General features: G+C 59.3%; 21 protein-coding genes. 11 read left to right on the forward strand and 10 right to left on the reverse strand.

The window, feature by feature from the left end; translation table 11 throughout:
• Positions 1 to 17: 17 nt before the first annotated feature.
• The 7 genes from ACLEJR_RS13455 to ACLEJR_RS13485 all read right to left on the reverse strand — a co-directional run bounded on the left by ACLEJR_RS13455 (position 18) and on the right by ACLEJR_RS13485 (position 6843).
• Positions 18 to 626, reverse strand: a complete 609-nt coding sequence (locus ACLEJR_RS13455) for a thiamine pyrophosphate-dependent enzyme (RefSeq protein ID WP_440794145.1) — start codon at positions 624 to 626, stop codon at positions 18 to 20.
• The gene (locus tag ACLEJR_RS13460; protein WP_440814503.1) at positions 623 to 1150 is read right to left on the reverse strand and encodes a thiamine pyrophosphate-binding protein; all 528 of its coding nucleotides are present in this window, start codon (positions 1148 to 1150) and stop codon (positions 623 to 625) included. Before ACLEJR_RS13460 ends, ACLEJR_RS13455 begins: the two co-directional genes overlap by 4 nt.
• A 9-nt stretch (positions 1151 to 1159) precedes the next feature.
• Complete coding sequence (locus ACLEJR_RS13465; protein WP_440814506.1) at positions 1160 to 2485, reverse strand: hypothetical protein; 1326 nt, start codon at positions 2483 to 2485, stop codon at positions 1160 to 1162.
• Positions 2486 to 2586: 101 nt separating this feature from the next.
• A complete protein-coding gene (locus ACLEJR_RS13470) occupies positions 2587 to 3639 on the reverse strand; it encodes a hypothetical protein (RefSeq protein WP_440814508.1) in 1053 nt (350 codons plus the stop codon).
• 71 nt (positions 3640 to 3710) lie between these two features.
• Positions 3711 to 4739: a hypothetical protein gene (locus ACLEJR_RS13475; protein WP_440814510.1), complete on the reverse strand. Its 1029-nt coding sequence runs from the start codon at positions 4737 to 4739 to the stop codon at positions 3711 to 3713.
• Positions 4736 to 5500 carry a TauD/TfdA dioxygenase family protein gene (locus tag ACLEJR_RS13480; protein ID WP_440794135.1) on the reverse strand — a complete coding sequence of 255 codons (765 nt, stop codon included), beginning with the start codon at positions 5498 to 5500 and terminating at the stop codon, positions 4736 to 4738. Before ACLEJR_RS13480 ends, ACLEJR_RS13475 begins: the two co-directional genes overlap by 4 nt.
• A complete protein-coding gene (locus tag ACLEJR_RS13485; protein WP_440814512.1) occupies positions 5497 to 6843 on the reverse strand; it encodes a DUF6002 family protein in 1347 nt (448 codons plus the stop codon). Before ACLEJR_RS13485 ends, ACLEJR_RS13480 begins: the two co-directional genes overlap by 4 nt.
• A gap of 396 nt (positions 6844 to 7239) precedes the next feature.
• Between ACLEJR_RS13485 and ACLEJR_RS13490 the strand changes: the two genes are divergently transcribed.
• The 7 genes from ACLEJR_RS13490 (at position 7240) to ACLEJR_RS13520 (ending at position 13895) form a co-directional block, all read left to right on the forward strand.
• A complete protein-coding gene (locus ACLEJR_RS13490) occupies positions 7240 to 7680 on the forward strand; it encodes a ParB N-terminal domain-containing protein (RefSeq protein WP_440814514.1) in 441 nt (146 codons plus the stop codon).
• Positions 7681 to 7699: 19 nt separating this feature from the next.
• Positions 7700 to 8566: an alpha/beta hydrolase gene (locus ACLEJR_RS13495; protein WP_440814517.1), complete on the forward strand. Its 867-nt coding sequence runs from the start codon at positions 7700 to 7702 to the stop codon at positions 8564 to 8566.
• Positions 8567 to 8734: 168 nt separating this feature from the next.
• Complete coding sequence (locus ACLEJR_RS13500) at positions 8735 to 9706, forward strand: 2-dehydro-3-deoxygalactonokinase (protein WP_440814519.1); 972 nt, start codon at positions 8735 to 8737, stop codon at positions 9704 to 9706.
• 19 nt (positions 9707 to 9725) lie between these two features.
• Positions 9726 to 10346, forward strand: coding sequence for a 2-dehydro-3-deoxy-6-phosphogalactonate aldolase (locus tag ACLEJR_RS13505; protein ID WP_440794125.1), 621 nt, complete (start codon positions 9726 to 9728; stop codon positions 10344 to 10346).
• Positions 10347 to 10394: 48 nt separating this feature from the next.
• On the forward strand, positions 10395 to 11543 hold the full coding sequence (gene dgoD / locus ACLEJR_RS13510; protein WP_440794123.1) for a galactonate dehydratase: 1149 nt from the start codon (positions 10395 to 10397) through the stop codon (positions 11541 to 11543).
• 178 nt (positions 11544 to 11721) lie between these two features.
• Positions 11722 to 13032 carry an MFS transporter gene (locus ACLEJR_RS13515; RefSeq protein WP_440814521.1) on the forward strand — a complete coding sequence of 437 codons (1311 nt, stop codon included), beginning with the start codon at positions 11722 to 11724 and terminating at the stop codon, positions 13030 to 13032.
• Positions 13033 to 13091: 59 nt separating this feature from the next.
• Entirely contained in the window at positions 13092 to 13895 is an 804-nt protein-coding gene (locus tag ACLEJR_RS13520; protein WP_440814523.1) for an IclR family transcriptional regulator, read from the forward strand.
• A gap of 55 nt (positions 13896 to 13950) precedes the next feature.
• On the opposite strand, the gene ACLEJR_RS13525 is transcribed toward ACLEJR_RS13520, so the two are convergent.
• Complete coding sequence (locus ACLEJR_RS13525) at positions 13951 to 15003, reverse strand: NAD(P)-dependent alcohol dehydrogenase (RefSeq protein ID WP_440794118.1); 1053 nt, start codon at positions 15001 to 15003, stop codon at positions 13951 to 13953.
• Positions 15004 to 15182: 179 nt separating this feature from the next.
• On the opposite strand from ACLEJR_RS13525, the gene ACLEJR_RS13530 reads away from it, so the two are divergent.
• Entirely contained in the window at positions 15183 to 16073 is an 891-nt protein-coding gene (locus ACLEJR_RS13530) for an AraC family transcriptional regulator N-terminal domain-containing protein (protein ID WP_440794116.1), read from the forward strand.
• 183 nt (positions 16074 to 16256) lie between these two features.
• Here the strand turns inward: ACLEJR_RS13530 and ACLEJR_RS13535 are convergent, their stop codons facing one another.
• Positions 16257 to 17921 carry an electron transfer flavoprotein-ubiquinone oxidoreductase gene (locus tag ACLEJR_RS13535; protein ID WP_440814525.1) on the reverse strand — a complete coding sequence of 555 codons (1665 nt, stop codon included), beginning with the start codon at positions 17919 to 17921 and terminating at the stop codon, positions 16257 to 16259.
• A gap of 543 nt (positions 17922 to 18464) precedes the next feature.
• Between ACLEJR_RS13535 and ACLEJR_RS13540 the strand changes: the two genes are divergently transcribed.
• Positions 18465 to 19214 (forward strand): electron transfer flavoprotein subunit beta/FixA family protein, encoded by a 750-nt coding sequence (locus ACLEJR_RS13540; protein ID WP_440814528.1) that lies wholly within the window; start codon positions 18465 to 18467, stop codon positions 19212 to 19214.
• Between the two features lie 2 nt (positions 19215 to 19216).
• Positions 19217 to 20146: an electron transfer flavoprotein subunit alpha/FixB family protein gene (locus ACLEJR_RS13545; protein WP_440794112.1), complete on the forward strand. Its 930-nt coding sequence runs from the start codon at positions 19217 to 19219 to the stop codon at positions 20144 to 20146.
• An 83-nt stretch (positions 20147 to 20229) separates the two neighbouring features.
• Here ACLEJR_RS13545 and ACLEJR_RS13550 read toward each other — a convergent pair whose 3' ends face one another.
• Entirely contained in the window at positions 20230 to 22188 is a 1959-nt protein-coding gene (locus ACLEJR_RS13550; RefSeq protein WP_440814530.1) for a hypothetical protein, read from the reverse strand.
• A 271-nt stretch (positions 22189 to 22459) separates the two neighbouring features.
• Here ACLEJR_RS13550 and ACLEJR_RS13555 point away from each other — a divergent pair, with 271 nt between their 5' ends.
• Positions 22460 to 23284, forward strand: a complete 825-nt coding sequence (locus ACLEJR_RS13555) for a substrate-binding periplasmic protein (protein ID WP_440814531.1) — start codon at positions 22460 to 22462, stop codon at positions 23282 to 23284.
• The last annotated feature ends 1 nt before the right edge of the window (position 23285 follow it).

Below are 23285 nucleotides of genomic sequence, written 5' to 3' on the forward strand. Positions count from 1 at the left end.
AACTACTCACTCCCTGTTCATGATCGCGCCGTCGAAGTCTCTCGTGCAGAGCCGTCCTTGACGAAGGCTTGGAACTGCCTGGCGATGTCCGGAAGCGACAAGCCTATACGGCCCACGGGATCGGGACCAGGCTGCACACGACAATTAAGTAGGGCACTGCTGCCGCCCGAAATAGCCGCTGCCGCGACGGGAAGCGCTTCGGCGAACGTCGTCGCTGACGTTTTCAGCTCTGTTACAAAGCCATACCCGGCGGCCCTGGCCAGGTCGCAGATGGAGTCAACGCTGGGCGGGATATCCTGGCCTCCCGTGGAGGCGTAACTGGAATCGTTGGCGACGATGTGCAGGATGGCGCTGGCGGTTTCCTGCTCAAGCAGCAGGCAATGGAGCCCCATGAGCATTGCACCGTCGCCATCGACGATCACCGGATGTCTAGAGCCGCTCCCCAACCCCCTCACTACGCCACGGCCGATGGCGGAGGCCATCCCCATGCTCCCCACCATGTAGAAGTGATTGGTGGAGGCGGGTCGCAAAGCGAACGCAATGCGCGACGCGTACCCGGTTGTGAAAATGATCGGATGTCCCTCGAAGCGAGTGACTATTTCGGCGATGAGTTCTGTCTTGTTCATGGGCACCATCCAAAATACTCGGGAGCGATCAGCACGGCACTGGGGCCGTTCCTGGCGAGATTTCGTGGAATAAGCAGGTCTTCGGGAGCTGCCAGGAGGGTCGTCGCGACGCCCCAATGAGAAAGAATCGACGCGGTTGTCGCACCCATGGCGCTGTTCTCGGGTGTCGTGTCGTTGCCGGTTCCCCTGAGGCTTATGACCAAGGTCACGTGGAGGTCATAAGGACATATGAGCGAGGCCATGACGTTGACGCAGTTCCCGAACCCGGAATTCTGCATAAGCACGGCCGGATGGCCGCCAGCGAGTGCCTCACCGGCAGCGAAAGCGAGCGCTGTATCCTCGCGGGACACTGTAACCAGGGAAAGATTACTGTTTTTGTCGCGTGCCTGGCGCCACAAAGGCGCCAGAATTCCGCACGGGGTACCCGTCAGAGAGGTGGTGCCTGCGTCCCTCAGGACGCCGAGCAGATGTCTGGCTCGTTCAGCGGGTGAGTGCAGATCGATAGGGTGAATGGGCGTTGTCATGGCTTCTCCTTAATCGGGGGCGATGGCGGTTTCAAATGCTCCGAACCCTTCGCAACTGACGACACCGTAGCTGTCGTCGGGTCGGAACCGTGCCCAGCCACTGCCGGGACGGCCGCCGAACACGAAGAAGCTGATGATGGGGCGCATCTTCAGCAGCTCCGTCTGATCGTCGTGGGCCCCATGGCTCATCCACACCTGCTGCAGGCACGGTTCGACGTACGCTTGCACGATGGAGTTTCCAGACGCGGCCGCTGTTGTGACCAAGTCATGCCATTGCGCCTGCGACACCTCACGTCCGACTGTGACCTGGCGCCCCTGCATGCCGATCGCCTCTTTCAGGACCAGGCGCTCTTGATGCGTGATACAGAAAGGTAAGAGCGCTCCTTCGGCGCCGCCAAGCAGGGTCGTATTGCGATCCGTGAGGCAACGCGACCAAGGGACAAACTCCGCCACTGTTTCACGGTCCTGGCGTGTCATCCAAGGCAGGCCCTCGGAAAGCCAGGCAAGGGTTTTTTTGTTCGCCAGAAACGCCGAGGTCTGTGGGCCGAGGAGCAGTGAGCCACCGTCCAGCCAACGCCGCACGGTGGATAGGTCGATACCGAGCTCGGCCCATTCAGGAATGGTGAACATGCGCAGGCTGAGCGGGAACGCCGCGTGGCTATCGCCGTGGGTCGCTTCGAGAATGTTATCGAGGTGTTCCGGTTCGCAGAAATCTGCGACCAGGCCTTGGCGATGCAGGGCTTCGACTTCCAGGTCGAAAACCTTGGTGCTGTTGGTGTATTCAAGGTCGCGTACCGACCCTACTACCAGAACCCGGCCCTCCAGGTCCGTGCGCGTGGCGATCTCGCGAAAGGCCCTGGCGCGGTCGTCATAGGGGCTGCTCCACTTGAAACGAATGGGTTCTCGCCGACCATAAGCGGCCTGGAGGCCGGCCTGGAGGCACGCCAGCTCGGGCACCCCACCCACGGCGCCACTGACGTTGAACTCTAGTACCTTGGGACCGGACGTGGTCAGGACAAAGTCAGGGCGGGCAAATACATCACTGTATGGATCCTCGAAATGCAGGTCGGTGCTGAACAATGGGTAGTCTTGCTCGGTAGCGCCGTAAGCGTTGAGTCTCGCCTGGGTGCAATCACCCACTGACAGTGCGGCGCGTTTCAAGAGCTTGAGCAGAGACACCGCCGCATTCTGTAATTGGTGGTGGACGCGACGATCAAGGATTATCGGCGAAATCGAGCAGGACTCCCGGGCCTGGATCCCAGTATCGGCCAGGTGACACTGCAGGATGCGGCGGGTGAGTTCGATGGGCGTAGCGGGGCGCGGAGTATGGGGCATATCAGGACCTTCTCGCGTGAAAGCGGGTGTTGTTGGCAATGACGATGGCAAGCGAAGCGTTGCCCGAACGTCCTTCGACGGGCGGGACATGACGCCTGAATTCAGGTATCGCGTGGCCTTTCGGCGTATTGATTTACAGCACCCTCCGAGGACAGGAATTCATCAATCGGAATATGCAGTGGCGGATTCAACCCACCCATCCGGGCGCTGAATTCACACGCCGCGCCTTGCTCCCCTGCCGTGAAATACACCGGAGCGAAGCCGGTAGGCGTATCGATCAGCATCGGATTGTGCAGCAGGAATTGGCGTACCCCCGGGCTGTCGCGGTGGACCTTCAGCCGCAGGAATTTGTGCCGGAAATGGTTGGGGGCCGGACGTACCTGTGCGCCTAGTTTTCGTTTCCACTGGAATATGCCTTTGGCGATGAAGGCCTCGGTTCCAAAAAGATCCATAGCCTGGATAGCGCTGCTCCTGGCGCAGTGCTGGAGCATCAGGTGATAGAGGTTCTTGAACGCGCCGTTGTCATAGTGCTCATCAGCCCCTTCATCGACGCCCAGCAGTCGTGTGGTGAACACGCCGCCACACTGGGTAAACAGGCATCCGGCTACCGGGCCTGCGGACGATTCGGACAAAAACAACCCGCCTTGCCTGGCGATGTGCAACGCCAGTGCCAAGGGCTCGGTCCGCGCTGCGTCAGCGTGCCGTTTGGCCATGGTTGGCAAGTGCATTCGAAAGTAGAAACGGCGTACTTCAGCCTCATCCGTCGTGATTCGCGCGCGCCATTGCTGTTGGTCGAACGACGACGAGAAGCGTGGTCGCTCGCGTTTTGAAACGGCTTGCTTGACCGATTCGAGGTCGGGAGTCGGAATCGCAAGGTGAACGCGAAAAGGCAGGATCAGCTCGCGTGGGCCCGCGGGAGACCCGCGTACCGAGGTGCCTTGCAGCGAGATATCGGCTGCGGCGCCGTCGTGGTCATCCTGCCAATGTACTGGCCCGGGAAAGTCTCGTGACCGCAGGACATCCATGAGCTTGAGAATGTTGGTCAGCCCTTGGGAAAGGCCCGCGTAGGAAATGGACGGCGCGTGCGGACACGTCGGAACTGTACTGGTCACGGTGCCGGTTTTCGGCGCCCATGAATCCAGTAGCCTGTGCATGTGAATGACCCCGGGATGGGACGAGTTTCTCCAACCATATCGTATCGCCGTCGCAAGTCTTGCTGGCATCGTCATAGCAATCCCTCCAGCGAGCTCACCCAGGTCCCAAGGTCAGTGCCGTTTAGCCGGGTGTCGGGCGGCGCCATCATCCCCATGCCAGCGCGAGCGTCTGATGAAAGCTCCAGTACGTCATCAAAAATATCCCATCCCTCGGCCATGCATTCCTGACGGTGTCTGGCGCGGACTTGGTTCAGGTCCGCCCCCGAAAGCTTGATACATGGCTTCGCTGCGCGCCCCAATCCCAGGCTTACAGGCATCGCCCCGGTTTCCACGCCGACGCCGGGCAGGCATGCGTTCACCGAGGGCGACATGGCCAACTCGGCTATCAGCGATGCCGCCGCCGTGGCGCCTATGTCGTTGCGTTCCTCTCGGGATAAGGCCCGCCGCCGGTCAAGCGCTTCGATGCATGCCGCCAGGGGTTCGTGGATCAGGCCATTCGTTGCGTCGTACATCAACGGTATTTTCCTGGGGTTTTTCCCAAGGTGCGAATGGTGAGCCAGAGCCTGGAAACGGTCACCTTGAGCGCCAAAGTCCTGAGCCCAGTTCAAGGTCTGGGCGTTTCCCAGGCCCGCGTCGAACGGGGTTCCGAGCAAGCGAGCGACAGGGTTGACGAGTTCGGGGTAACAGGCGTTGAGCAACAACCCGTCGTTGCCGCATGAATGCGCCGCCCTGGCGACGTTGGTTGCGATGGGAAGTTGGAGCGGCAGTGTCGAGCCGAAAGGCGCTCCGGCCCCAGGTCCCGAGCCGTACGGCGAGTACGCCGATGCTGCAGACACGATCACGTCCGGCTTGAACGAGACCATCAACGCCTGAAGGTTCGCCAACCCTTCCTCGCCCAGCAGGGTATGCATCGGAGCCTGCCGGACGTGCGGTGCCGCAAAGGCGTTGCCCGCAGAGGAGGCGAGCCGGGCATCCCGGTAACATTGGACGATCTGCGCACCTTCATCGAGTACACCGCAAAGGTGTGCAAGCAGGGTCCGCGCAAACCGTCCACGTCCGATAACAAGCACCTTTACCGCAGCGTTTTCATTGCCGCTCATCGGGCGCATCCTTGCAGCCCACCGCTCGCGCTGATTTGCAGGCGCCGCAGGTGGCGTCGACTGTCCTGGAACGCGTTGCGTGCATGGAGCACACGCCAGTTGTCCCATAGCAAGATGTCGTTCTGCGCATAACGAACCCACACCGAGTCCGACTGATAGCGTGACTGCCAATCTTGTTGCAGGGTCGTCGCGATCACGTCGTTCTCGTGCAAGAGGTTATTGCAGGAAAACCGCACGATGCGGCCTGAGCCGGTGTCCTCGAGAATCGGATGCTCGGTGCGTAGATCCAGCCCCTGCCGTTGTATGCCCTCGGTGGTTTTCCAGGCATAGACGGTCTTCAACAGATGCTCGCGCGAAATGTCATCGAGCGCATCGATCCATGGCTGGGTCAGTGCAAGCGTGGTTTCCCCACCGTCGCCCTCTGCTGGGACCACACACCAAAGCATGATGTAGCGGGGCGGCAGGTGCTTGAAGTCGTATCCCTCGGTGTGCGGGGTGAGCGGTTGATGGTTGCCAGCGTGGTAGACGTCATCCATGCCCGGTTCGGGACGTACATTGCCTACCACCGCTCCGCCATAGTTCGGCACGAAGCTGCCCAACCGTCGACCGAAGCGGATGTAGTCAAATCCATCCGCAATGTTCACGACTTGTACGTAGCCGTGCTCCTCCAGGAGCGACTGAGCGGTGGCATGCAGGTTTTCAAGAGGGATGGGCTCATCGTTGAAGTCGATGGCCGAGACAATACTAATCGGCGAGTTCATCCAAGCATTCTCCCTCTGGTTCGCTCGATAAGGTCATCAAGCGCTTGGGGTTGGTCCTGGTGCAGGTGTGTCAGGTGTCGATGGGGTACTGGGTCAAAATCGCTATCGGTATAGCTGCCGCTGTTATGGAGCACGACCGATCCGACACCCTCCAGCAACCCTCGCGTATGGGCCAGCCTTGCTCCGGTAGCTGCCATTAATAACGAGTGCTCTCGCAGGCGACCCGGATCGTCTGGCAAGCGCACGTCGGTATGCGCGAGCGCCTTTCGGACCTGGTCATAGCCTCTTTCACATTCGATACGGCTGACGACGATCCCGGTGCCTCCATGCCGAGCGATGTAGCCTTCCATCTCCGGCTGCGTTACAGGTGCGGAGGTGTAGAACGTTGTGTCGATGCATTCGTCAATTCGGTGGGTTTCAGTGGGGAAATGCGCCGAGTCTGTTTGCTTGAATCGCCCATTGGCGCTGGGCTGGTACTGGGGGAGCTGCGTTCGGTCAAAGGTGCCTCGCGTTAGATGCAAGACCATGTCAGGGGTATCGAGGTGTTGAACGAGCAGGTAACCGGGCCGTAACGGTGCGTCTGACCACCTTCGCTCCCACCCTCGACTATGTCCTATCAACCCGAACGCACTGGATACGCTGTGTGCGTGCCAGCGACGGACCTCCGGTGCGAAACGGTCAATCTCCAGAAAGGCCCGCAGTTGATCGGCGAGAACGTAGTTGTCCAGCGAGAGCGTGAACCACAATCGTCGCTTCGATGCCAGGGAGGGAAGCCTGCGAGCGGCGCTGGAAACCATTTTCTTGACGGTGTCACGAGTCGACGTTTCAACGGTCACGAGTGGATTGAGGGCGCGCAGCCGGTCGTCCGACGATAGGGGGCTATCCCACAGTTTGAGCTCCGCATCCGCTGGCACAACGCACACGATATTCAGCGTGTCTGGAGAGGCCAGTCCGAGCTCGTAGGCGCGGTATACCGCAGCGCGCAATGCGGTCGCTTTATTTCCTGAAGAGGGGGTGACTATGGTGACCGCCTCGCCGCTGCGACGACTATGTTCGATCGCTCGCGCCACCATGAGCAGGGAAGGATTGGTTTTAGTCGTACGGGTTCGTTCGAATCTCGACATATTGAGCAAGATGGTTTCAATGCCCAAACCCAAGTCAATCAGTGAGTAACTTATCGAAGACGCTGCAAAAAACTGCTTTATCTGCTGGTCCAGTTCCGGAAGGTATCGGGGACTGAATAATCCGTCCCCAGCCTGCTCCAGATGATCAGTGGAGGCACGCAATTGGTTACAGATGTGATCGTAATAATCACAAATCGGATTTTCAACAAGAGTGGTCATGTAAATACTCCCTAGCGAATAGCTAAGTTCTTACGGTAGCCATTAATGTGATATTGGATCCAAAATTCAAATGCCTCAGCGAGACTAGACGTGAAGTTTTTAAAAAACAAAATTTTTTTTGACTTTATTAAGTGAACGGCCATAACAGATTGGTAAACAAGATTTTTTACAAAAATTGGAATGCAGTAACGAAATGGTACGTACGCTCGAAGAAACGAAGCGGTGCAAGGTTCAATCTTTTTAAGCAATATTTTTTTATTGAAATCGATCTTGTAAAAATAAGAACTTATAAGTAAGTCTTGCCATGACTCAAGATGCGACTAGGCTATCCGTCAACTTCTTCGGCACGCACCAGCGTTGTGTCGTGAGATGAGAACAAGCTAGAGTGAGTTGACTATGAACACTAAATTCTTTGCAGAGGCTCGACGTGAAAGTACGGGCATTATGCTCTTGCCTCCGGACGCGCTTCTGCCCACTGAGCAGTTTATTGAAGCGCGGGTGCAGCAAGTCGCCTACGAAATTGCAAGCCGCGGCTTTTGGTTGCAACCGATTCTGGTAGAGCGCGGATCATGGGTCATAATGGACGGTCACCATCGGCGTGAGTTTGCACGGCGAACGTCGTTGAAAGTGGTTCCCTGCTTATTGCTCGATTATTCGCAGGTCGAACTTGAATCCCGTCAAGCGGGCATTGAAGTGACAGCCCACGAGATTATCGCCAGGGGTCTGGAAGGCCGTCCTTATCCACCCAAGACCACTCGGCATATCATGAACTCAAGGCTGCATGTCGAGTGCAGATATGCGTTGGCCGACTTGGCCAAGTCAATGCCTGTCGATTGAATAACCAGGAAGGAACTTGATGTTCGAACAATTCTCTCTCGATACCGTCGTCCTGCCTGAGGCGACGTTGAGGGTCAGGCATGGAGGCAGGGGTTCTCCCGTTCTACTGCTCCATGGTCATCCTCGTACGCACGCGACTTGGCACCGGGTAGCGCCGTTGTTGGCGCGGCACCACACGGTGGTTTGCCCCGATCTGAGAGGTTTCGGTCGTTCCTCCAAACCTGCCGATACGCCGGACCATGCCGGCTCGTCGAAACGTGCCAAGGCCCGTGATTGTATTGCGCTGATGCGCCATCTAGGACACGAGCGGTTTTCGGTTATCGGCCATGATCGGGGCGCTTATACGGCCTTTCGCATGGCCATGGATCATCCCGACGCCGTAACCCACCTCGGTGTACTGGACGGCGTACCTATAATCGAGGCACTGGAACGCTGCGACGAGCGATTCGCCGCCATGTGGTGGCACTGGTTCTTCTTCATGCAGGCCGAGAAACCGGAACAAGCCATCCTGGTCGATCCAGATGCATGGTATGGCGGCTCTCCCGAGAAAATGGGGGCACTTGCCTATGAAGACTACAGGGCCGCTATTCATGATCCCGAGACGGTCCATGGCATGCTTGAGGATTATCGCGCAGGCCCGGGGATCGACCGCGACCACGATGAGGCGGACCGGCGCGCGGGGCGCCGGATTGCGTGTCCCACCATGGTCCTGTGGTCCCAGCGTGATGATTTGAAACTGATCTATGAGGATGTGTTGGCCGTTTGGGAGCCGTGGACGACGAAATTGCAAGGGCGTGCTCTGGACTGTGGTCATCACATGGCGGAAGAAGCGCCCGAGGCGTTGGCTGCCGAAATCCTCGGGTTCTTGAACGGCGAATCACGCTAGGGCATACCGGCACTTACTTGCATGATTGCCGGCTGTCCGCGACGTCACGGTTACCCATCAAACTGCAATTCCCAATATATGAGATGCATTTTTATATATTGAGATTTGTGCGGGTCCAGGTTTATAGTCCGCCTCACTCACTGCCAAAAAACAAAACAGGTGAAGCGGATGCAGGCGCAATTGATTGCGCTCGATTGGGGGACCACCTCATTACGGGCTTACAAACTCGCAGCCGATGGCGAGGTGCTCGACCAGCGCTCGCTGTCGTCGGGGATCATGCAGTTGCCGGCGGGGCCGCGCACCGTGGCCGGTCGGCTATGCAGCGATGGTTTCGAGCTGGCGTTCGACGAGGCCTGTGGCGACTGGCTCGATGCACAGCCAGGCTTACCGGTGATCGCCTGCGGCATGGTGGGCAGCGCCCAGGGCTGGCGCGAGGCGCCTTACTGCGACACGCCGGCCAACGTGGCCAATCTCGGACATTCCCTACAAGTCATTCGTAGTCTTCGCGGTGTCGACGTGCACATCGTGCCCGGCGTGATCCAGCGTTCCCGCTTGCCCAATGTGATGCGCGGTGAAGAAACCCAGGTGCTCGGCGCCTTGCACAGCCTGCCGGACGAAGCCGTGTTGATCGGCCTGCCCGGCAGCCACTCGAAATGGGTCGAGGTGGCCCACGGCTGCATCGTGCATTTCGATACCTTCATGACCGGCGAGATCTTCGCCGTGCTCAGTGACCACAGCATTCTCGGCCGCACGCAGCAGCGGGGCGCGACGTTCGACGGCGAGGCCTTCGATCGCGGCGTGCAGGTGGCGCTGTCCACGGACGGCCAGATCGGCCCGCTGTCGACGGTGTTCAGCGCCCGTAGCCTGGGCCTGACCGGTGCACTCGGCGCCGCAGCCCAGGCGGACTACCTATCCGGCCTGTTGATCGGTCATGAATTGACGGCCCTGGCCGCCGTGCAACGCCAGCGGCGCAACAGCGTCCACTTGCCGACGGTGGTGTTGATCGGCAATTCCCAACTCTGCGCCCGTTATCGACGAGCGCTCGACGCCTGCGGTTTCGCCCGGGTGACCCTGGCCGAACAGGCCACCGAACGTGGGTTGTGGCAGCTGGCCCTGGCGGCCGGGCTACTCGATCGCTGAATTTGACTGGAGGTCTGAAATGCTCACTCAAGCACTGGCACAAAACGGGTTGATCGCGATCCTGCGCGGCTTGCGTCCCGAAGAGGCCGCCGCCATCGGCGAGGTTCTCTACAGCGCCGGATTTCGCGTCATCGAAGTACCGCTCAATTCCCCCGAGCCGTACGAAAGTATCCGCATCCTGCGCAGTACCTTGCCCGCCGATTGCCTGATCGGTGCCGGCACCGTGCTTACGCCGGAGCAGGTGGAACAGGTTAAGGCCGCCGGCGGCCAGGTAATCGTCATGCCCCACAGCGACCCGAAAGTCTTGCGTGCGGCGAAAGCGGCGGGGCTGTACCTGTCGCCGGGGGTCGCCACGCCTACCGAGGCTTTTGCCGCGTTGGCTGAAGGCGCTCATGTATTGAAGATGTTTCCCGCCGAGCAAATGGGCCCGGCGGTGGTCAAGGCCTGGCTCGCGGTGCTGCCGGCCGGGACCGTGCTGGTGCCGGTGGGCGGGATCACGCCGGACAACATGGCGGTGTTTATCGAGGCTGGCGTCAAGGGCTTCGGCCTCGGTTCCGGGTTGTTCAAACCGGGGCTGACCTGCGACGAAGTGGCGGTGCGCGCCAAGGCCTATGTGGCTGCGTGGAATGCCTTGAACTGAAGATTTTTCCGGCGCTGCAGGCGCTGCATCGACAAGAGAGATAACAAGATGAAAATCACCAAACTGACCACGTTTATCGTTCCGCCGCGCTGGTGCTTCCTCAAGGTCGAAACCGACGAAGGCGTGACCGGTTGGGGCGAGCCCGTGGTTGAGGGCCGTGCCCACACGGTGGCGGCTGCCGTTGAGGAATTGTCCGACTACCTGATCGGCAAAGACCCACGCAATATCGAAGACATCTGGACCGTGCTGTATCGCGGTGGCTTTTATCGCGGTGGCGCGGTGCACATGAGCGCCCTGGCCGGCATCGACCAGGCATTGTGGGATATCAAGGGCAAGGCCCTCGGCGTGTCGGTCAGCGATTTGCTCGGCGGACAGGTCCGCGACAAGATCCGCGTGTATTCGTGGATCGGCGGCGACCGCCCGGCCGACACCGCTCGCGCGGCGAAAGAAGCGGTAGGGCGCGGGTTCACCGCCGTGAAAATGAACGGCACTGAAGAGCTGCAATTCCTCGATACCTTCGAGAAAGTCGACCTGGCCCTGGCCAACGTCGCGGCAGTGCGCGACGCGGTCGGGCCGAACGTCGGCATTGGCGTGGACTTTCACGGCCGGGTCCACAAGCCGATGGCCAAGGTGCTGATGAAAGAGCTCGATCCCTTCAAGCTGATGTTTATCGAAGAGCCTGTGCTCAGCGAAAACTACGAAGCCCTCAAGGAGCTGGCGCCGCTGACCAGCACGCCGATTGCCTTGGGCGAGCGCTTGTTCTCCCGTTGGGACTTCAAGCGGGTGCTCAGTGAAGGCTACGTGGACATCATCCAGCCGGATGCGTCCCATGCAGGTGGCATCACCGAAACCCGCAAGATTGCCAACATGGCCGAAGCCTATGACGTGGCGCTGGCATTGCACTGCCCGCTGGGCCCGATTGCCCTGGCGGCCTGCCTGCAACTGGACGCGGCCTGTTACAACGCGTTCATCCAGGAGCAGAGCCTGGGCATCCACTACAACGAGAGCAACGACTTGCTGGATTACATCAAGGATCCGCAGGTGTTCGACTACGACAAAGGCTTCGTGAAGATCCCCAACGGCCCGGGCCTGGGCATCGAGATCAACGAGGAATACGTCATCGAACGCGCGGCCATCGGACACCGCTGGCGCAACCCGATCTGGCGGCATGCCGATGGCAGTTTTGCCGAGTGGTGATTCACGCCTGACCCAGTGGGAGCGAGCTTGCTCGCGATGGCGATGTATCAGTCACGCCTGTGCCAACTGACACACCGTCATCGCGAGCAAGCTCGCTCCCACAAATTGATCTTCGCAAGCAGGAAGATCTTCTTCGATGCGCCCGTTTCCTCAATAACCATAAAAAGAGGCACCTCACATGCAAGCGCACACCTTGAGCGCGCAGGCGTCGTTGGTGACGCCCAGCCGCAAGCGTTTTTTCATCATGGTCCTGCTGTTCATCACCGTGGTGATCAACTACCTGGATCGCAGCAATCTATCCATCGCCGCCCCGGCGTTGACCAGTGACCTGGGCATCGACCCCATCCATGTCGGGCTGATTTTCTCGGCGTTCGGCTGGACCTACGCGGCCATGCAGATCCCCGGCGGCTGGCTGGTGGACCGGGTGCCGCCGCGCATCCTGTACAGCGTGGCGCTGCTGTTGTGGTCCTTGGCGACGGTGATGCTCGGTTTCGCGGCCAGCTTCATCGCACTGTTCGTCCTGCGCATGGCCGTCGGCGCCTTGGAAGCCCCGGCGTACCCGATCAACAGCCGTGTAGTCACCACCTGGTTTCCCGAGCGCGAGCGGGCCACGGCCATCGGCTTCTACACCTCCGGGCAGTTCGTCGGGCTGGCGTTCCTGACGCCGGTGCTGGCCTGGCTGCAACACGCGTTCGGCTGGCACATGGTGTTCGTGGTGACCGGTGCGGTGGGGATTCTCTGGGCGGTAATCTGGTACGCGGTCTATCGCGAGCCACGCGATTTCAAAGGCGCCAACGCCGCCGAAATCGAACTGATCCGCGACGGCGGCGGGCTGGTGGATATCCAGGCCGATACAGCCAAGGCCAAGGCGAAATTCAATTGGGCTGACCTGGGCATCGTCCTGACCCAGCGCAAACTGTGGGGCATCTATCTGGGGCAGTTCTGCCTGAATTCCACGTTGTGGTTCTTCCTGACCTGGTTCCCGACCTACCTGGTGAAATACCGCGGCATGGACTTCATCAAGTCTGGCTTGCTGGCGTCGTTGCCGTTCCTGGCGGCGTTTGTCGGCGTGTTGTGTTCCGGGTTCTTTTCCGACTGGCTGATCCGTCGTGGCAGCAGCGTGGGCTTTGCACGCAAGCTGCCGATCATTGTCGGTCTGTTGATTTCCACCGCAATCATTGGTGCCAACTTCGTCGAATCGACGCCGCTGGTGATCGCTTTCCTGGCCCTGGCGTTCTTTGGCAATGGCCTGGCATCGATCACCTGGTCGCTGGTGTCGACCTTGGCGCCAGCGCGCCTGCTCGGGTTGACGGGTGGGGTGTTCAACTTCATCGGTAACCTGGCCGCCATCGCCACGCCGATTGTCATTGGTTTCCTGGCCAGCGGTGATTCGTTCGCCCCGGCCATTACCTACATTGCCGTCTTGGCGCTGGTTGGCGCGCTGTCCTACATCCTCCTGGTGGGAAAGGTCGAGCGCATCGAGTTGTAGTCCGACGGGGCGGGCGACCATAATGCCGCCCGTTCCCCGCTCACTGTTGAAGGCCGGATATGCAGCAAGACGATCCAAAAACCACCAAGGACGCGGCACCTACGGGCACACAGACGTTGCTGCGTGGCCTGGGCGTCGTCCAGGCGGTTGCCAGCGGCGCCCGTGACTTGAAGGAAATCGCCCGGCTGATCGGCACTACCCGCAGCACCACCCACCGGCTGGCCAGTTGCCTGGTGGATGAACGCTACCTGCGCGTGGTGCCGCAAGTGGGTTACCTGCTGGGGCCGAAGTTGATCGAGCTGGGTTTCCAGGCCCGGGAAGAGCTGCCATTGGTGAGCCTGGCGGGGCCGTATCTGGACGAATTGTCGGCACTCACCGGGGACACCGTGCACCTGGCGATTCGCGAGGGCGACGAGGTTTTGTACCTGCTGAAGAATCCGGGACGCAACGGCCCGGAGATGCGCTCGCGGGTCGGCCATCGCATGCCGCTGGCGCGCACCGGGATCGGCAAGGCGCTGATGCTCGATGACACCCAGGAACAATGGCAACGACTGTATGAAATCAGCCTGCCATCGGGTGGGAAGAATCAGTTCTGGCCCCAGCACCAGGAGCAATCCTGGGAACAGTTCCAGCAGCGGATGGTGGAATATGTGGCGGGCGGCTATGCGTTCGACCTGGAAGACAACGAACCGTCGATTCGTTGCGTGGCGGCGCCGATTCGTGACGCCGGCAAGCGGATCGTCGCTGGTATCAGCATTGCCAGCACCGTGCCGTATATGCCGCTGGAAAAAATGGCCGAGCTGATCCCCCTGGTCAAAGGGGTCACAGCCCGGCTGTCGGCGGAGCTGGGCGCCAAGGTCTGATGAGTGGCCTGGGTGGCTGATTCATGCACTCAACTCAACCGTACAGGCCACTGCGTCAGGCCTTGAGCGTGGCCATGTCGATGACGAAGCGGTATTTCACGTCCCCGGCAATCATGCGGCTGTAGGCCTCGTTGATCTGACGGATGTCGAGCATCTCGATGTCGCAGCTGATGTTGTGCTCGGCACAGAAATCCAGCACTTCCTGGGTTTCGGCGATGCCACCGATCAGCGAGCCGGCGAGGACCCTGCGGCCCATGATCAAGTTGGCCGCATGAACAGGTGGATCAATCGGTTCGACCAGGCCCACCAGGATGTGCACACCGTCGAAACGCAGGGTACTGAGGTAGGGGTTGAGGTCGTGCTGGACCGGGATGGTGTCCAGCAGGAAGTGGAAGCGCCCGGCTGCGGCGGCCATCTGCTCGGCGTCGGTGGACACGATCACATGGTCCGCACCCTGGCGACGGGCTTCTTCTGCCTTGCTGGCCGAGCGGGTGAACAAAGTGACTTCCGCCCCCATCGCCTTGGCGAACTTGATGCCCATGTGGCCGAGACCGCCCATGCCCAGCACGCCGACCTTGTCGCCGGCTTTCACCCCATAGTGCTTGAGGGGCGAGTAGGTGGTGATGCCGGCACAAAGAATCGGTGCGGCGCCGGCCGGGTCCAGCGCGGCCGGGATGCGCAACACGAAGTGCTCCTGGACCACGATGCTGTTGGAATAGCCGCCCATGGTATGGCCACCGCTGACGCGGTCCGGGCTGGCATAGGTCTGGGTCATGCCCTGATAGCAGTATTGCTCCAGGTCGGCATGACAGGCTTCGCACTCACGGCAGGAGTCCACCATGCAGCCTACGCCCACCAGATCTCCGACTTTATGGCGGGTCACATTCGCACCAACGGCGGTAACCTTGCCTACGATCTCGTGACCGGGCATCAGCGGGTAGACGGCGATGCCCCACTCGTTGCGCGCCTGGTGGATGTCGGAGTGGCAGACTCCGCAGTAGAGGATTTCGATCGCCACATCGTCGGCTCGCGGGTCGCGGCGTTCGAACTTCATAGGGGCAAGGGGCGCGGTGGGTGATTGAGCGGCGTATCCGATGGCGGTGTACATAGTGGACCTCGCTTAGCAGTGAACAGTGAGGTGATCTATTCTGGGAGCCATGGCGGCATCCGGCGATGGCGATTCCTACGGGTGTCATGCCTAATCCTCCGACCTTGGCGGTGGATTGATCCTATGGGGCGCCAGACCTGCGATGATGTTTCCATCCCTTTTTTCGTGAAGTTTTACCCATGTTGCTGACCCGTCATCTCGATGCCAACGCGGCGCTGGTTTCGCTGATCGAACCCTTGGCGACCCGTGACGGCTTTATCCCTACACGTCTTCCTGGGGTGCAAGTGCTGCGGTGCAGCCAGGACATTGCCCGTGGCCCGCAGCTCTACGAACCGAGCCTGGTGATCATTGCCCAGGGCAGCAAATTGGCCTACCTGGGCCCGCGCACGCTGGAGTACGGCGCCGGGCATTACCTGATCCAGGCGCTGCCGGTGCCGTTCGAGTGCGAAACCTACGCCATGCCCGATGCTCCGCTGCTCGGGATATCCGTGGCGATCGATCGGGCGCTGTTGGGCGAACTCGTGCTGGCCATGGGATTGATGCCGGGGCGAAGCCTCGCGGCCCAGACGCCGGAATCCATGACCAGCGCCGTGCTCGATGGCGCCATGCGCGGCTGCGTCGAACGTCTGCTGCAATGCTTGCATGATCCGCTGGAGTGCCAGGTCATGGGCCAGGCGCGACTGCGCGAATTACTCTTCGCCGCCTTGCGCGGGCCTCAGGCCGATGTGCTCCGGGCGTTGGTTGAGCAGCACGGGCAATTCGCCCGGATTGCCGCAGCCCTGAGTCATCTGCACGCCCATTTCACCGAGCCGCTGAACGTCGAGACCCTGGCCAATTGCGCCAACATGAGTGCTTCGACATTTCATGAGCATTTCAAGCGCAGTACGCTGCTCTCGCCGGTGCAGTACCTCAAGCGCTTGCGTTTGCTCAAGGCGCAGCGGTTGTTGCTCATCGATGGCATGGGGGTGGCGCAGGTGGCGCATCAGGTGGGGTATCAGAGCTCGTCGCAGTTCAGCCGAGAGTACAAGCGCTACTTCGAGCGCAGCCCAGGGGAAGAACGCGCAGCTTGATCCACTGATGTCATCCTGTGGGAGCGAGCTTGCTCGCGATAGCGGTGCGTCGGTCGACATCTGTGTTGAATGAAAAATCGCTATCGCGAGCAAGCTCGCTCCCACATCGGGCTGTGGTGCTGCTTGGATGGCACGCAACAAAAAGGCCCCCATTGCGGGAGCCTCGTTGTTCAGCGAATCGGCTTACATGTTCGGGTAAGTCGGCCCGCCAGCGCCTTCCGGGGTTACCCAGGTGATGTTCTGCGAAGGATCCTTGATGTCACAGGTCTTGCAGTGGACGCAGTTCTGGGCGTTGATCTGGAAGCGCTTCTCGCCGTCTTCCTGGGTCACCACTTCGTAGACGCCGGCCGGGCAGTAGCGTTGGGCCGGTTCGTCGTACAACGGCAGGTTCTTGCCGATCGGGATGCTCGGGTCGGTCAGCTTCAGGTGGCAGGGTTGTTCTTCTTCATGGTTGGTACCGGAGATGAACACCGAGCTGAGTTTGTCGAAGCTGAGCTTGCCGTCCGGTTTCGGGTAGTCGATCTTCTTGCAGTCGGCCGCCAGCTTCAGGCAAGCGTAGTCGGGCTTGTTGTCGTGCAGGGTGAACGGCAGCTTGCCGCCGAAGATGTTCTGGTCGAGCCAGTTGAAACCGCCGCCGATGATCGCGCCGTACTTGTGGATCGCCGCGCCGAAGTTGCGGCTGGCGAACAGTTCCTCATGGAGCCAGCTGGCCTTGAATGCATCGACGTAGCTGGTCAGCTCATCGCTGCCTTCGGCACCGGCGAACAGTGCGTCGGCCACCGCATCGGCAGCGAGCATGCCGGACTTCATCGCAGTGTGGCTGCCCTTGATCTTGGCGAAGTTCAGGGTGCCGAGGTCGCAGCCGATCAGTGCGCCGCCCTTGAACACCATCTTCGGCAGTGAATTCAGGCCGCCCTTGCAGATGGCACGCGCGCCGTAGCTGACGCGCTTGCCGCCTTCCAGGTACTGCTTGAGCACCGGGTGGTGCTTGAGGCGCTGGAACTCGTCGAACGGCGACAGGAAGGTGTTGCTGTAGGACAGGTCGACGATCAGGCCGACCACCACCTGGTTGTTCTCCAAGTGATAAAGGAAGGAGCCGCCGGTGTTCTCGGTGCCCATGATGTCCAGCGGCCAGCCGGCGGTATGAACCACCAGGCCGGGTTGATGCTTGGCCGGGTCGATTTCCCAGATTTCCTTCAGGCCGATGCCGTAGTGCTGGGCGTCGGCTTCGCTGTCCAGGTTGAAGCGCTTGATCAGTTGCTTGCCGATGTGACCGCGGCAGCCTTCGGCGAACAGGGTGTACTTGGCACGCAGTTCCATGCCCGGTGTGTAAAGGCCTTCCTTCGGGTGACCCTCGCGGTCGACACCCAGGTCGCCGGTAATGATCCCGCGGACCACGCCGTTTTCGTCGAACAACGCTTCCTGAGCGGCGAAGCCGGGGTAGATTTCAACACCCAGATTCTCCGCCTGCTGAGCCAGCCAGCGGCACAGATTGCCCAGGGAAATAATATAGTTGCCTTCGTTGTGCATGGTCTTGGGCACGAAGAAGTCAGGGATTTTGCTCGCAGTGTCGGCACTTTTCAGGACATAAATGTCATCGCGCTTGACTGGGGTATTGAGCGGTGCGCCGAGTTCTTTCCAGTCCGGGAACAGCTCGTTCAGGGCGCGGGGTTCGAACACCGCGCCGGAGAGAATGTGCGCACCGACTTCGGAGCCTTTTTCGACCACGCAGACGCTGATTTCGTTACCGGCTTCGGCGGCCTTCTGTTTCAGTCGGCAAGCGGCAGACAGGCCAGCGGGGCCGGCGCCGACGATGACCACGTCGAATTCCATGTATTCGCGTTCCACAGGCTATCTCCTACTCAAGGCTCACGATTTTTCTAATTGGAGGTTTGGCGTTGCATCCATTGCTTCCTTCACGAAGCGGGCGAAAGCGACAATGGATGACACGCGGTTCTCTCTTGGCGGCGCATTATATCTACACCACTCTCAGGGTCCAATACAAACGTTTGTTTGAAATTGCCGCAGCCCAGATAAATCACTGACGTACGGCTTATGACTGACCATTTTGCCGTATTGACCGGAATAGGTGTTCCGGTCAAGATACGGGCGGTTTTGCGCTCGCCGTAGGCTGACTGTTGGTTTCAAGAGCACCTCTAAAGACAGGGCGAAGGCAGCACAAAGTGACGTAATGCGTGGTTTGGACGCGCAGTTTACACGCCGCGATAATGAATGACTCATCGGTCATCACTGACGAATGGTCTTCACTCCCGTGAGCAGGGTCATGTGTGGTTCATGCCGGCGTTTTTAGAGGTGCCCTTGCGCCCATGAGCATCAACCGCCAGGTTCGCCTAGGCGACTTTCTTTTCACCGGAGAGTAACGAGGAATCCATGAAGGTTCTTGTAGCTGTCAAACGAGTGGTCGACTATAACGTCAAGGTTCGCGTCAAGGCGGACAACTCCGGCGTCGACCTCGCCAACGTCAAGATGTCGATGAACCCTTTCTGCGAAATCGCCGTAGAAGAAGCCGTACGCCTGAAAGAAAAAGGCGTGGCGACTGAGATCGTCGTCGTCTCCATCGGCCCGACCACCGCCCAGGAACAACTGCGCACCGCGCTGGCACTGGGTGCCGATCACGCCATCCTCGTCGAATCCGCCGAAGACCTGACTTCCCTGGCCGTGGCCAAGCTGCTCAAGGCCGTCGTCGACAAGGAACAGCCACAGCTGGTGATCCTTGGCAAGCAAGCCATCGACAGCGACAACAACCAGACCGGCCAGATGCTCGCTGCGTTGAGCGGCTACGGCCAGGGCACGTTCGCCTCGAAAGTCGAAGTCAGTGGCGACAGCGTTGCCGTGACCCGCGAAATCGACGGCGGCGCGCAGACGGTTTCCCTGAAACTGCCAGCCATCGTCACCACCGACCTGCGTTTGAACGAGCCGCGCTACGCGTCCCTGCCAAACATCATGAAGGCCAAGAAGAAGCCGCTTGAAGTGCTGACTCCTGACGCTTTGGGCGTTTCCACCGCCTCCACCAACAAGACCCTGAAAGTCGAAGCGCCGGCTGCACGCAGTGCGGGCATCAAAGTCAAGTCGGTGGCTGAACTGGTCGAGAAACTGAAAAACGAAGCGAAGGTGATCTGAACATGACTATCCTCGTAATCGCCGAACACGATAACAAGGCGCTGGCTCCGGCCACGCTGAACACTGTTGCAGCCGCTGCCAAGATCGGCGGTGATGTCCATGTCCTGGTAGCCGGGCAGGGCGCTGGTGCCGTTGCCGAAGCCGCCGCGAAAATCGCTGGCGTGGCTAAAGTGCTCTCGGCCGACAACGCCGCTTACGCGCACCAGTTGCCGGAGAACGTTGCCCCACTGGTAGCCGAGCTGGGCAAGGGCTACAGCCACATCCTGGCCGCCGCTACGTCCAACGGCAAGAACATCCTGCCGCGCGTTGCCGCTGCGCTGGACGTCGATCAGATTTCCGAGATCATCTCGGTAGAAAGCGCCGACACTTTCAAGCGCCCGATCTACGCTGGTAACGCCATTGCCACTGTGCAATCGACCGCTTCGGTCAAGGTCATCACCGTGCGCGCCACCGGTTTCGACCCGGTTGCAGCCGAAGGTGGTTCCGCCGCTGTCGAAGCCGTCGGCGCTGCCCACGACGCCGGCACTTCCAGCTTCGTCAACGAAGAACTGGCCAAGTCCGATCGTCCTGAACTGACCGCTGCCAAGATCGTCGTTTCCGGCGGCCGTGGCATGCAGAACGGTGACAACTTCAAGCACCTGTACGCCCTGGCCGACAAGCTGGGTGCTGCCGTCGGCGCTTCCCGCGCAGCGGTTGACGCAGGTTTCGTACCCAACGACATGCAGGTCGGCCAGACCGGCAAGATCGTTGCGCCACAGCTGTACATCGCCGTCGGTATCTCCGGCGCGATCCAGCACTTGGCCGGTATGAAAGACTCCAAGGTGATCGTTGCGATCAACAAGGACGAAGAGGCGCCGATTTTCCAAGTGGCCGACTATGGCTTGGTGGCGGATCTGTTCGAAGCCGTTCCCGAGTTGGAGAAGCTGGTCTAATCCGGCGCCTTCACAAAAAGTCCGATGCCAGATCATTGGCATCGGACTTTTTTGTGCCCGCTCGATAGGTGCGGCGGCGCACCTCAGGGCCAGTTTTTGACCAGCAGGCCGTCGGGCCCAACCGTGTAATTCGAAGGACGTCCCAGGCCAGGGATAATCGGCTTTCTTCCGAAGCTGTTGAAGTCCTCGCTGTCATGGGTGCCGTGGCAGTCAATCGCAACGTTATTGCCCGATCGATGAGCTGTCGAGCCGCCCAGGCTCAACGTGTGTCCTGTGGCTGCCTTATAGGCCGACGCATCGAAGACGCAGTTAACGACGCTGACAAAGCCCACTTGCGGGGTGTCCAGCGAAATATCGTTATCGTTATAGTTGCTTCCCAGCTTCACCTGGACATTGTCGAGGCTCAAGACCTTTAATTGGGCGTGCCCACCCCAATAGCACCTGAGGCGAGTGGCGCTGGAGTCGCGAATATGGATTTCCGACTTTTTGCTTCCCATCAGAAAGCCATAAACGGCGTCGGCATCGATCACTTTCAAGCAGAAGTGAACTTTATTCTGGCGAATGTCTGCTGCTCCTACGCGCAAAACAAAGCCTCGCGACGGTGGCATTCTTATGTTTTCCAATCTGATATTGACCACTGCGGAGTCAACGCCATTGAATGGCAGGAAGGCATAGTCGAACGAGATGCCTCCCAGGGCTGTCGTAGCATCTACACCTTGGATACTGATGTTTCTGGGGGGCAGTAGTTTTCGCTGCGCAGTGTAGTGATCCTCGGTGGAAAAACTGATTAATTCGCAGGCTTCCTTGCTGAAGATTTTTATATTTCTGATAAGAATGTTTGACGGTAAGGCATAAGTTTCAGGCTGATCCGTCAATCGGATCGCGCTGTCTTCCAGGACGAGAATGCACGTAGTTCGTGTCTGCGCTTTATCCACGAACTGGAAAGTACAGTTTTCTACGACCAGTGTCCCTCGTAGTTCGCCATAGTCGGTTCGCATGCCCAAGGCGCTCCAGGAGCGTGTCATGAACTTGCAATCAAGTATGCGGATGACCGAGTCGTCGCTGCCTGTTCCAAAAGAACAGCCTTTACCATGGAAGACGCAATTTCTGACCTCAATGTCCTGAGCATTGAAATGGCAGTGGAAGGCTTCCAGTTCGGAGTCAACGACACTGATGTTCCGTACGTTATTGCCGTCAATGGTTTTCCAGCCGGTATTTCCCGAGATATTGGCGAAGCTGATGTTCAAGCACTTGTTGAGAATCACGTCATAGATGGCTTTGGACGAGACGCCTGGTTGGTAAGCTGGCCATCCGTATCCAGGTAAATTGGCACCCTGAAAGGAGACACCGTAACAATCGCTGCAACTGGTGAGCGCGTAGTAAGTGTCATCGAAGTTTCTACAGATGCACCGAAGGCCGATTACCTCAACCAGGTCGCGACTCACTTGAAAAATCGGGAATGTGACCGGTCCCTGGACTTCCATGGAGGGTGCCTTGATCCTCAGCCTGTTTCGTGGAAGCTTGCGCAATTTGATCGTTACGGTGGATGACCTGGAGTAGTCAAAGCTCAACGGGTAGACCAATCGTCCATACTTGGTCATCAGCGTGACCGTGCTTTTTTTCTGAGGTGCATTGCGGTCGCCGTTGCGGTAGATATAAATATCATCACTGGATACTACGACAAAGCTTTCGGCGTACTGCTCAATCGTGTCGTTGGGCAGGGTGCTACTAAGGTCTGTGCCCAGATAAGTCAGACGTGCCGGAACAAAATCACCTTTGGCTACGGACAAGGTCTGTTGTTTGCGCTGATCCGGATGTTCCAGGATCGCAATACCACCTGAGTCCATGATCAAATGAGCGCGGGTGAAATCGACGTCGGTATAGATCATGACTCGCTGTTTTATTAGAAACTGACCCGACGCCGAAATAGCTTTGTTCTCGAGGTAGGCAGCATCGGAACACTGTTGGAAGGCTCGGGCGTCGTCGGTTACACCATCACCAACAGCCCCGAAATCCCGAACGTCAAGATAGGAATAGCTCATATTCTTTTTCCTCAAGTTTCTGATTGTTGACAGTGCGTAGAATCCGGCCGTGATCAGGATTGGTTGGCAAGGATTACAGAATAGGTGAGCGACGATACGCAGAGGTGTTTTTCGGTATTACGTTAAGTTTCGGCCGGTGACTGAGTGGCAGCAACTCAGTTAAGTTTGTATTTCCGGTAACGGCTGTGCCCGTGACATTTCCCTCTGGAAACAGCGATCATCACGTACGGAGCGACATTCGCTTCCAGCCGGTATCTGCACAGGAATCGTTATGGACAGGTTTTACATCATTGCGCTGTCGCTACTACTGGGCTTGCCCGTGGTGTCTTCGGATGTCCTGGCATCGGGCAAATGTGAGCGCCTGGTCGCCACCGGCAGTCCGGATGCGCCGCCGTACCTCTGGCAGGATCCGCAGGATCCCAAGCATCTGATCGGCGCTGGCGCCGATCTGCTGGAGAAAGTGGCAGGGGAGCTGGGGATCAAGGTTGAACTGCTGTATGCCGGCAAGCGTGCCCAGGCCCTGGATGAAGTGCGCAGCGGGCGCATGGACCTGCTCACCGACGCGCCATTGACCAGCGCCGGTCTCGAAGCGCTGGACTACGTCCATCCGCCGCTGCTGGAAAACGATTACCTGGTCTGGACCCGCAAGGATTCGACACTGGTCATCAATCGACCCGAGGACCTTCATGGTCATCCCGGCGCATTGTCGGAAAAGTCTCGTATGACTGCCGGATTTGGCGTCTTTGCAGAGCAGCAATTGTCCCTGACCCGCACGCCCAACCTTACCCAGGCCTTTCAGAAATTGCTGCTGGGGGAGGTGGAATATGCCCTGGCCGGGCGCTATTCCGGCCTGGCAATGGCGCAGACACTGGGAATGGCCAACGACCTGCAAGCCGCACCACAGCCAGTTGATAAACCGGGGCTGTTTCTCGCGGTTTCCCATAACTCCGCCTGCAATGACCCATGGTTACGCGGACAGCTGGCGCAAAAGATGACAGAATTGGCCGCGTCCGGCCTGACGGAGGCTGTGTTGCAGCGCAATCTGGAGCGTTGGAGAACACAGTTGCAGCCACCTGTCGGTGCCCCAAAACAGTAGG

Source organism: Pseudomonas sp. SMN5 (genome assembly GCF_052041925.1).
In the GTDB taxonomy this organism is placed as follows: domain Bacteria; phylum Pseudomonadota; class Gammaproteobacteria; order Pseudomonadales; family Pseudomonadaceae; genus Aquipseudomonas.

Coding starts and splice junctions, on each gene's coding strand:
- ACLEJR_RS13530 (WP_440794116.1), top strand. CDS start 15,183: ATGTTGCTGACCCGTCATCTCGATGCCAACGCGGCGCTGGTTTCGCTG.
- ACLEJR_RS13550 (WP_440814530.1), bottom strand. CDS start 22,188: ATGAGCTATTCCTATCTTGACGTTCGGGATTTCGGGGCTGTTGGTGAT.
- ACLEJR_RS13555 (WP_440814531.1), top strand. CDS start 22,460: ATGGACAGGTTTTACATCATTGCGCTGTCGCTACTACTGGGCTTGCCC.
- ACLEJR_RS13505 (WP_440794125.1), top strand. CDS start 9,726: ATGCTCACTCAAGCACTGGCACAAAACGGGTTGATCGCGATCCTGCGC.
- ACLEJR_RS13540 (WP_440814528.1), top strand. CDS start 18,465: ATGAAGGTTCTTGTAGCTGTCAAACGAGTGGTCGACTATAACGTCAAG.
- ACLEJR_RS13460 (WP_440814503.1), bottom strand. CDS start 1,150: ATGACAACGCCCATTCACCCTATCGATCTGCACTCACCCGCTGAACGA.
- ACLEJR_RS13545 (WP_440794112.1), top strand. CDS start 19,217: ATGACTATCCTCGTAATCGCCGAACACGATAACAAGGCGCTGGCTCCG.
- ACLEJR_RS13525 (WP_440794118.1), bottom strand. CDS start 15,003: ATGTACACCGCCATCGGATACGCCGCTCAATCACCCACCGCGCCCCTT.
- ACLEJR_RS13485 (WP_440814512.1), bottom strand. CDS start 6,843: ATGACCACTCTTGTTGAAAATCCGATTTGTGATTATTACGATCACATC.
- ACLEJR_RS13490 (WP_440814514.1), top strand. CDS start 7,240: ATGAACACTAAATTCTTTGCAGAGGCTCGACGTGAAAGTACGGGCATT.
- ACLEJR_RS13470 (WP_440814508.1), bottom strand. CDS start 3,639: ATGCACAGGCTACTGGATTCATGGGCGCCGAAAACCGGCACCGTGACC.
- ACLEJR_RS13515 (WP_440814521.1), top strand. CDS start 11,722: ATGCAAGCGCACACCTTGAGCGCGCAGGCGTCGTTGGTGACGCCCAGC.
- ACLEJR_RS13520 (WP_440814523.1), top strand. CDS start 13,092: ATGCAGCAAGACGATCCAAAAACCACCAAGGACGCGGCACCTACGGGC.
- ACLEJR_RS13495 (WP_440814517.1), top strand. CDS start 7,700: ATGTTCGAACAATTCTCTCTCGATACCGTCGTCCTGCCTGAGGCGACG.
- dgoD (WP_440794123.1), top strand. CDS start 10,395: ATGAAAATCACCAAACTGACCACGTTTATCGTTCCGCCGCGCTGGTGC.
- ACLEJR_RS13480 (WP_440794135.1), bottom strand. CDS start 5,500: ATGAACTCGCCGATTAGTATTGTCTCGGCCATCGACTTCAACGATGAG.
- ACLEJR_RS13475 (WP_440814510.1), bottom strand. CDS start 4,739: ATGAGCGGCAATGAAAACGCTGCGGTAAAGGTGCTTGTTATCGGACGT.
- ACLEJR_RS13500 (WP_440814519.1), top strand. CDS start 8,735: ATGCAGGCGCAATTGATTGCGCTCGATTGGGGGACCACCTCATTACGG.
- ACLEJR_RS13455 (WP_440794145.1), bottom strand. CDS start 626: ATGAACAAGACAGAACTCATCGCCGAAATAGTCACTCGCTTCGAGGGA.
- ACLEJR_RS13465 (WP_440814506.1), bottom strand. CDS start 2,485: ATGCCCCATACTCCGCGCCCCGCTACGCCCATCGAACTCACCCGCCGC.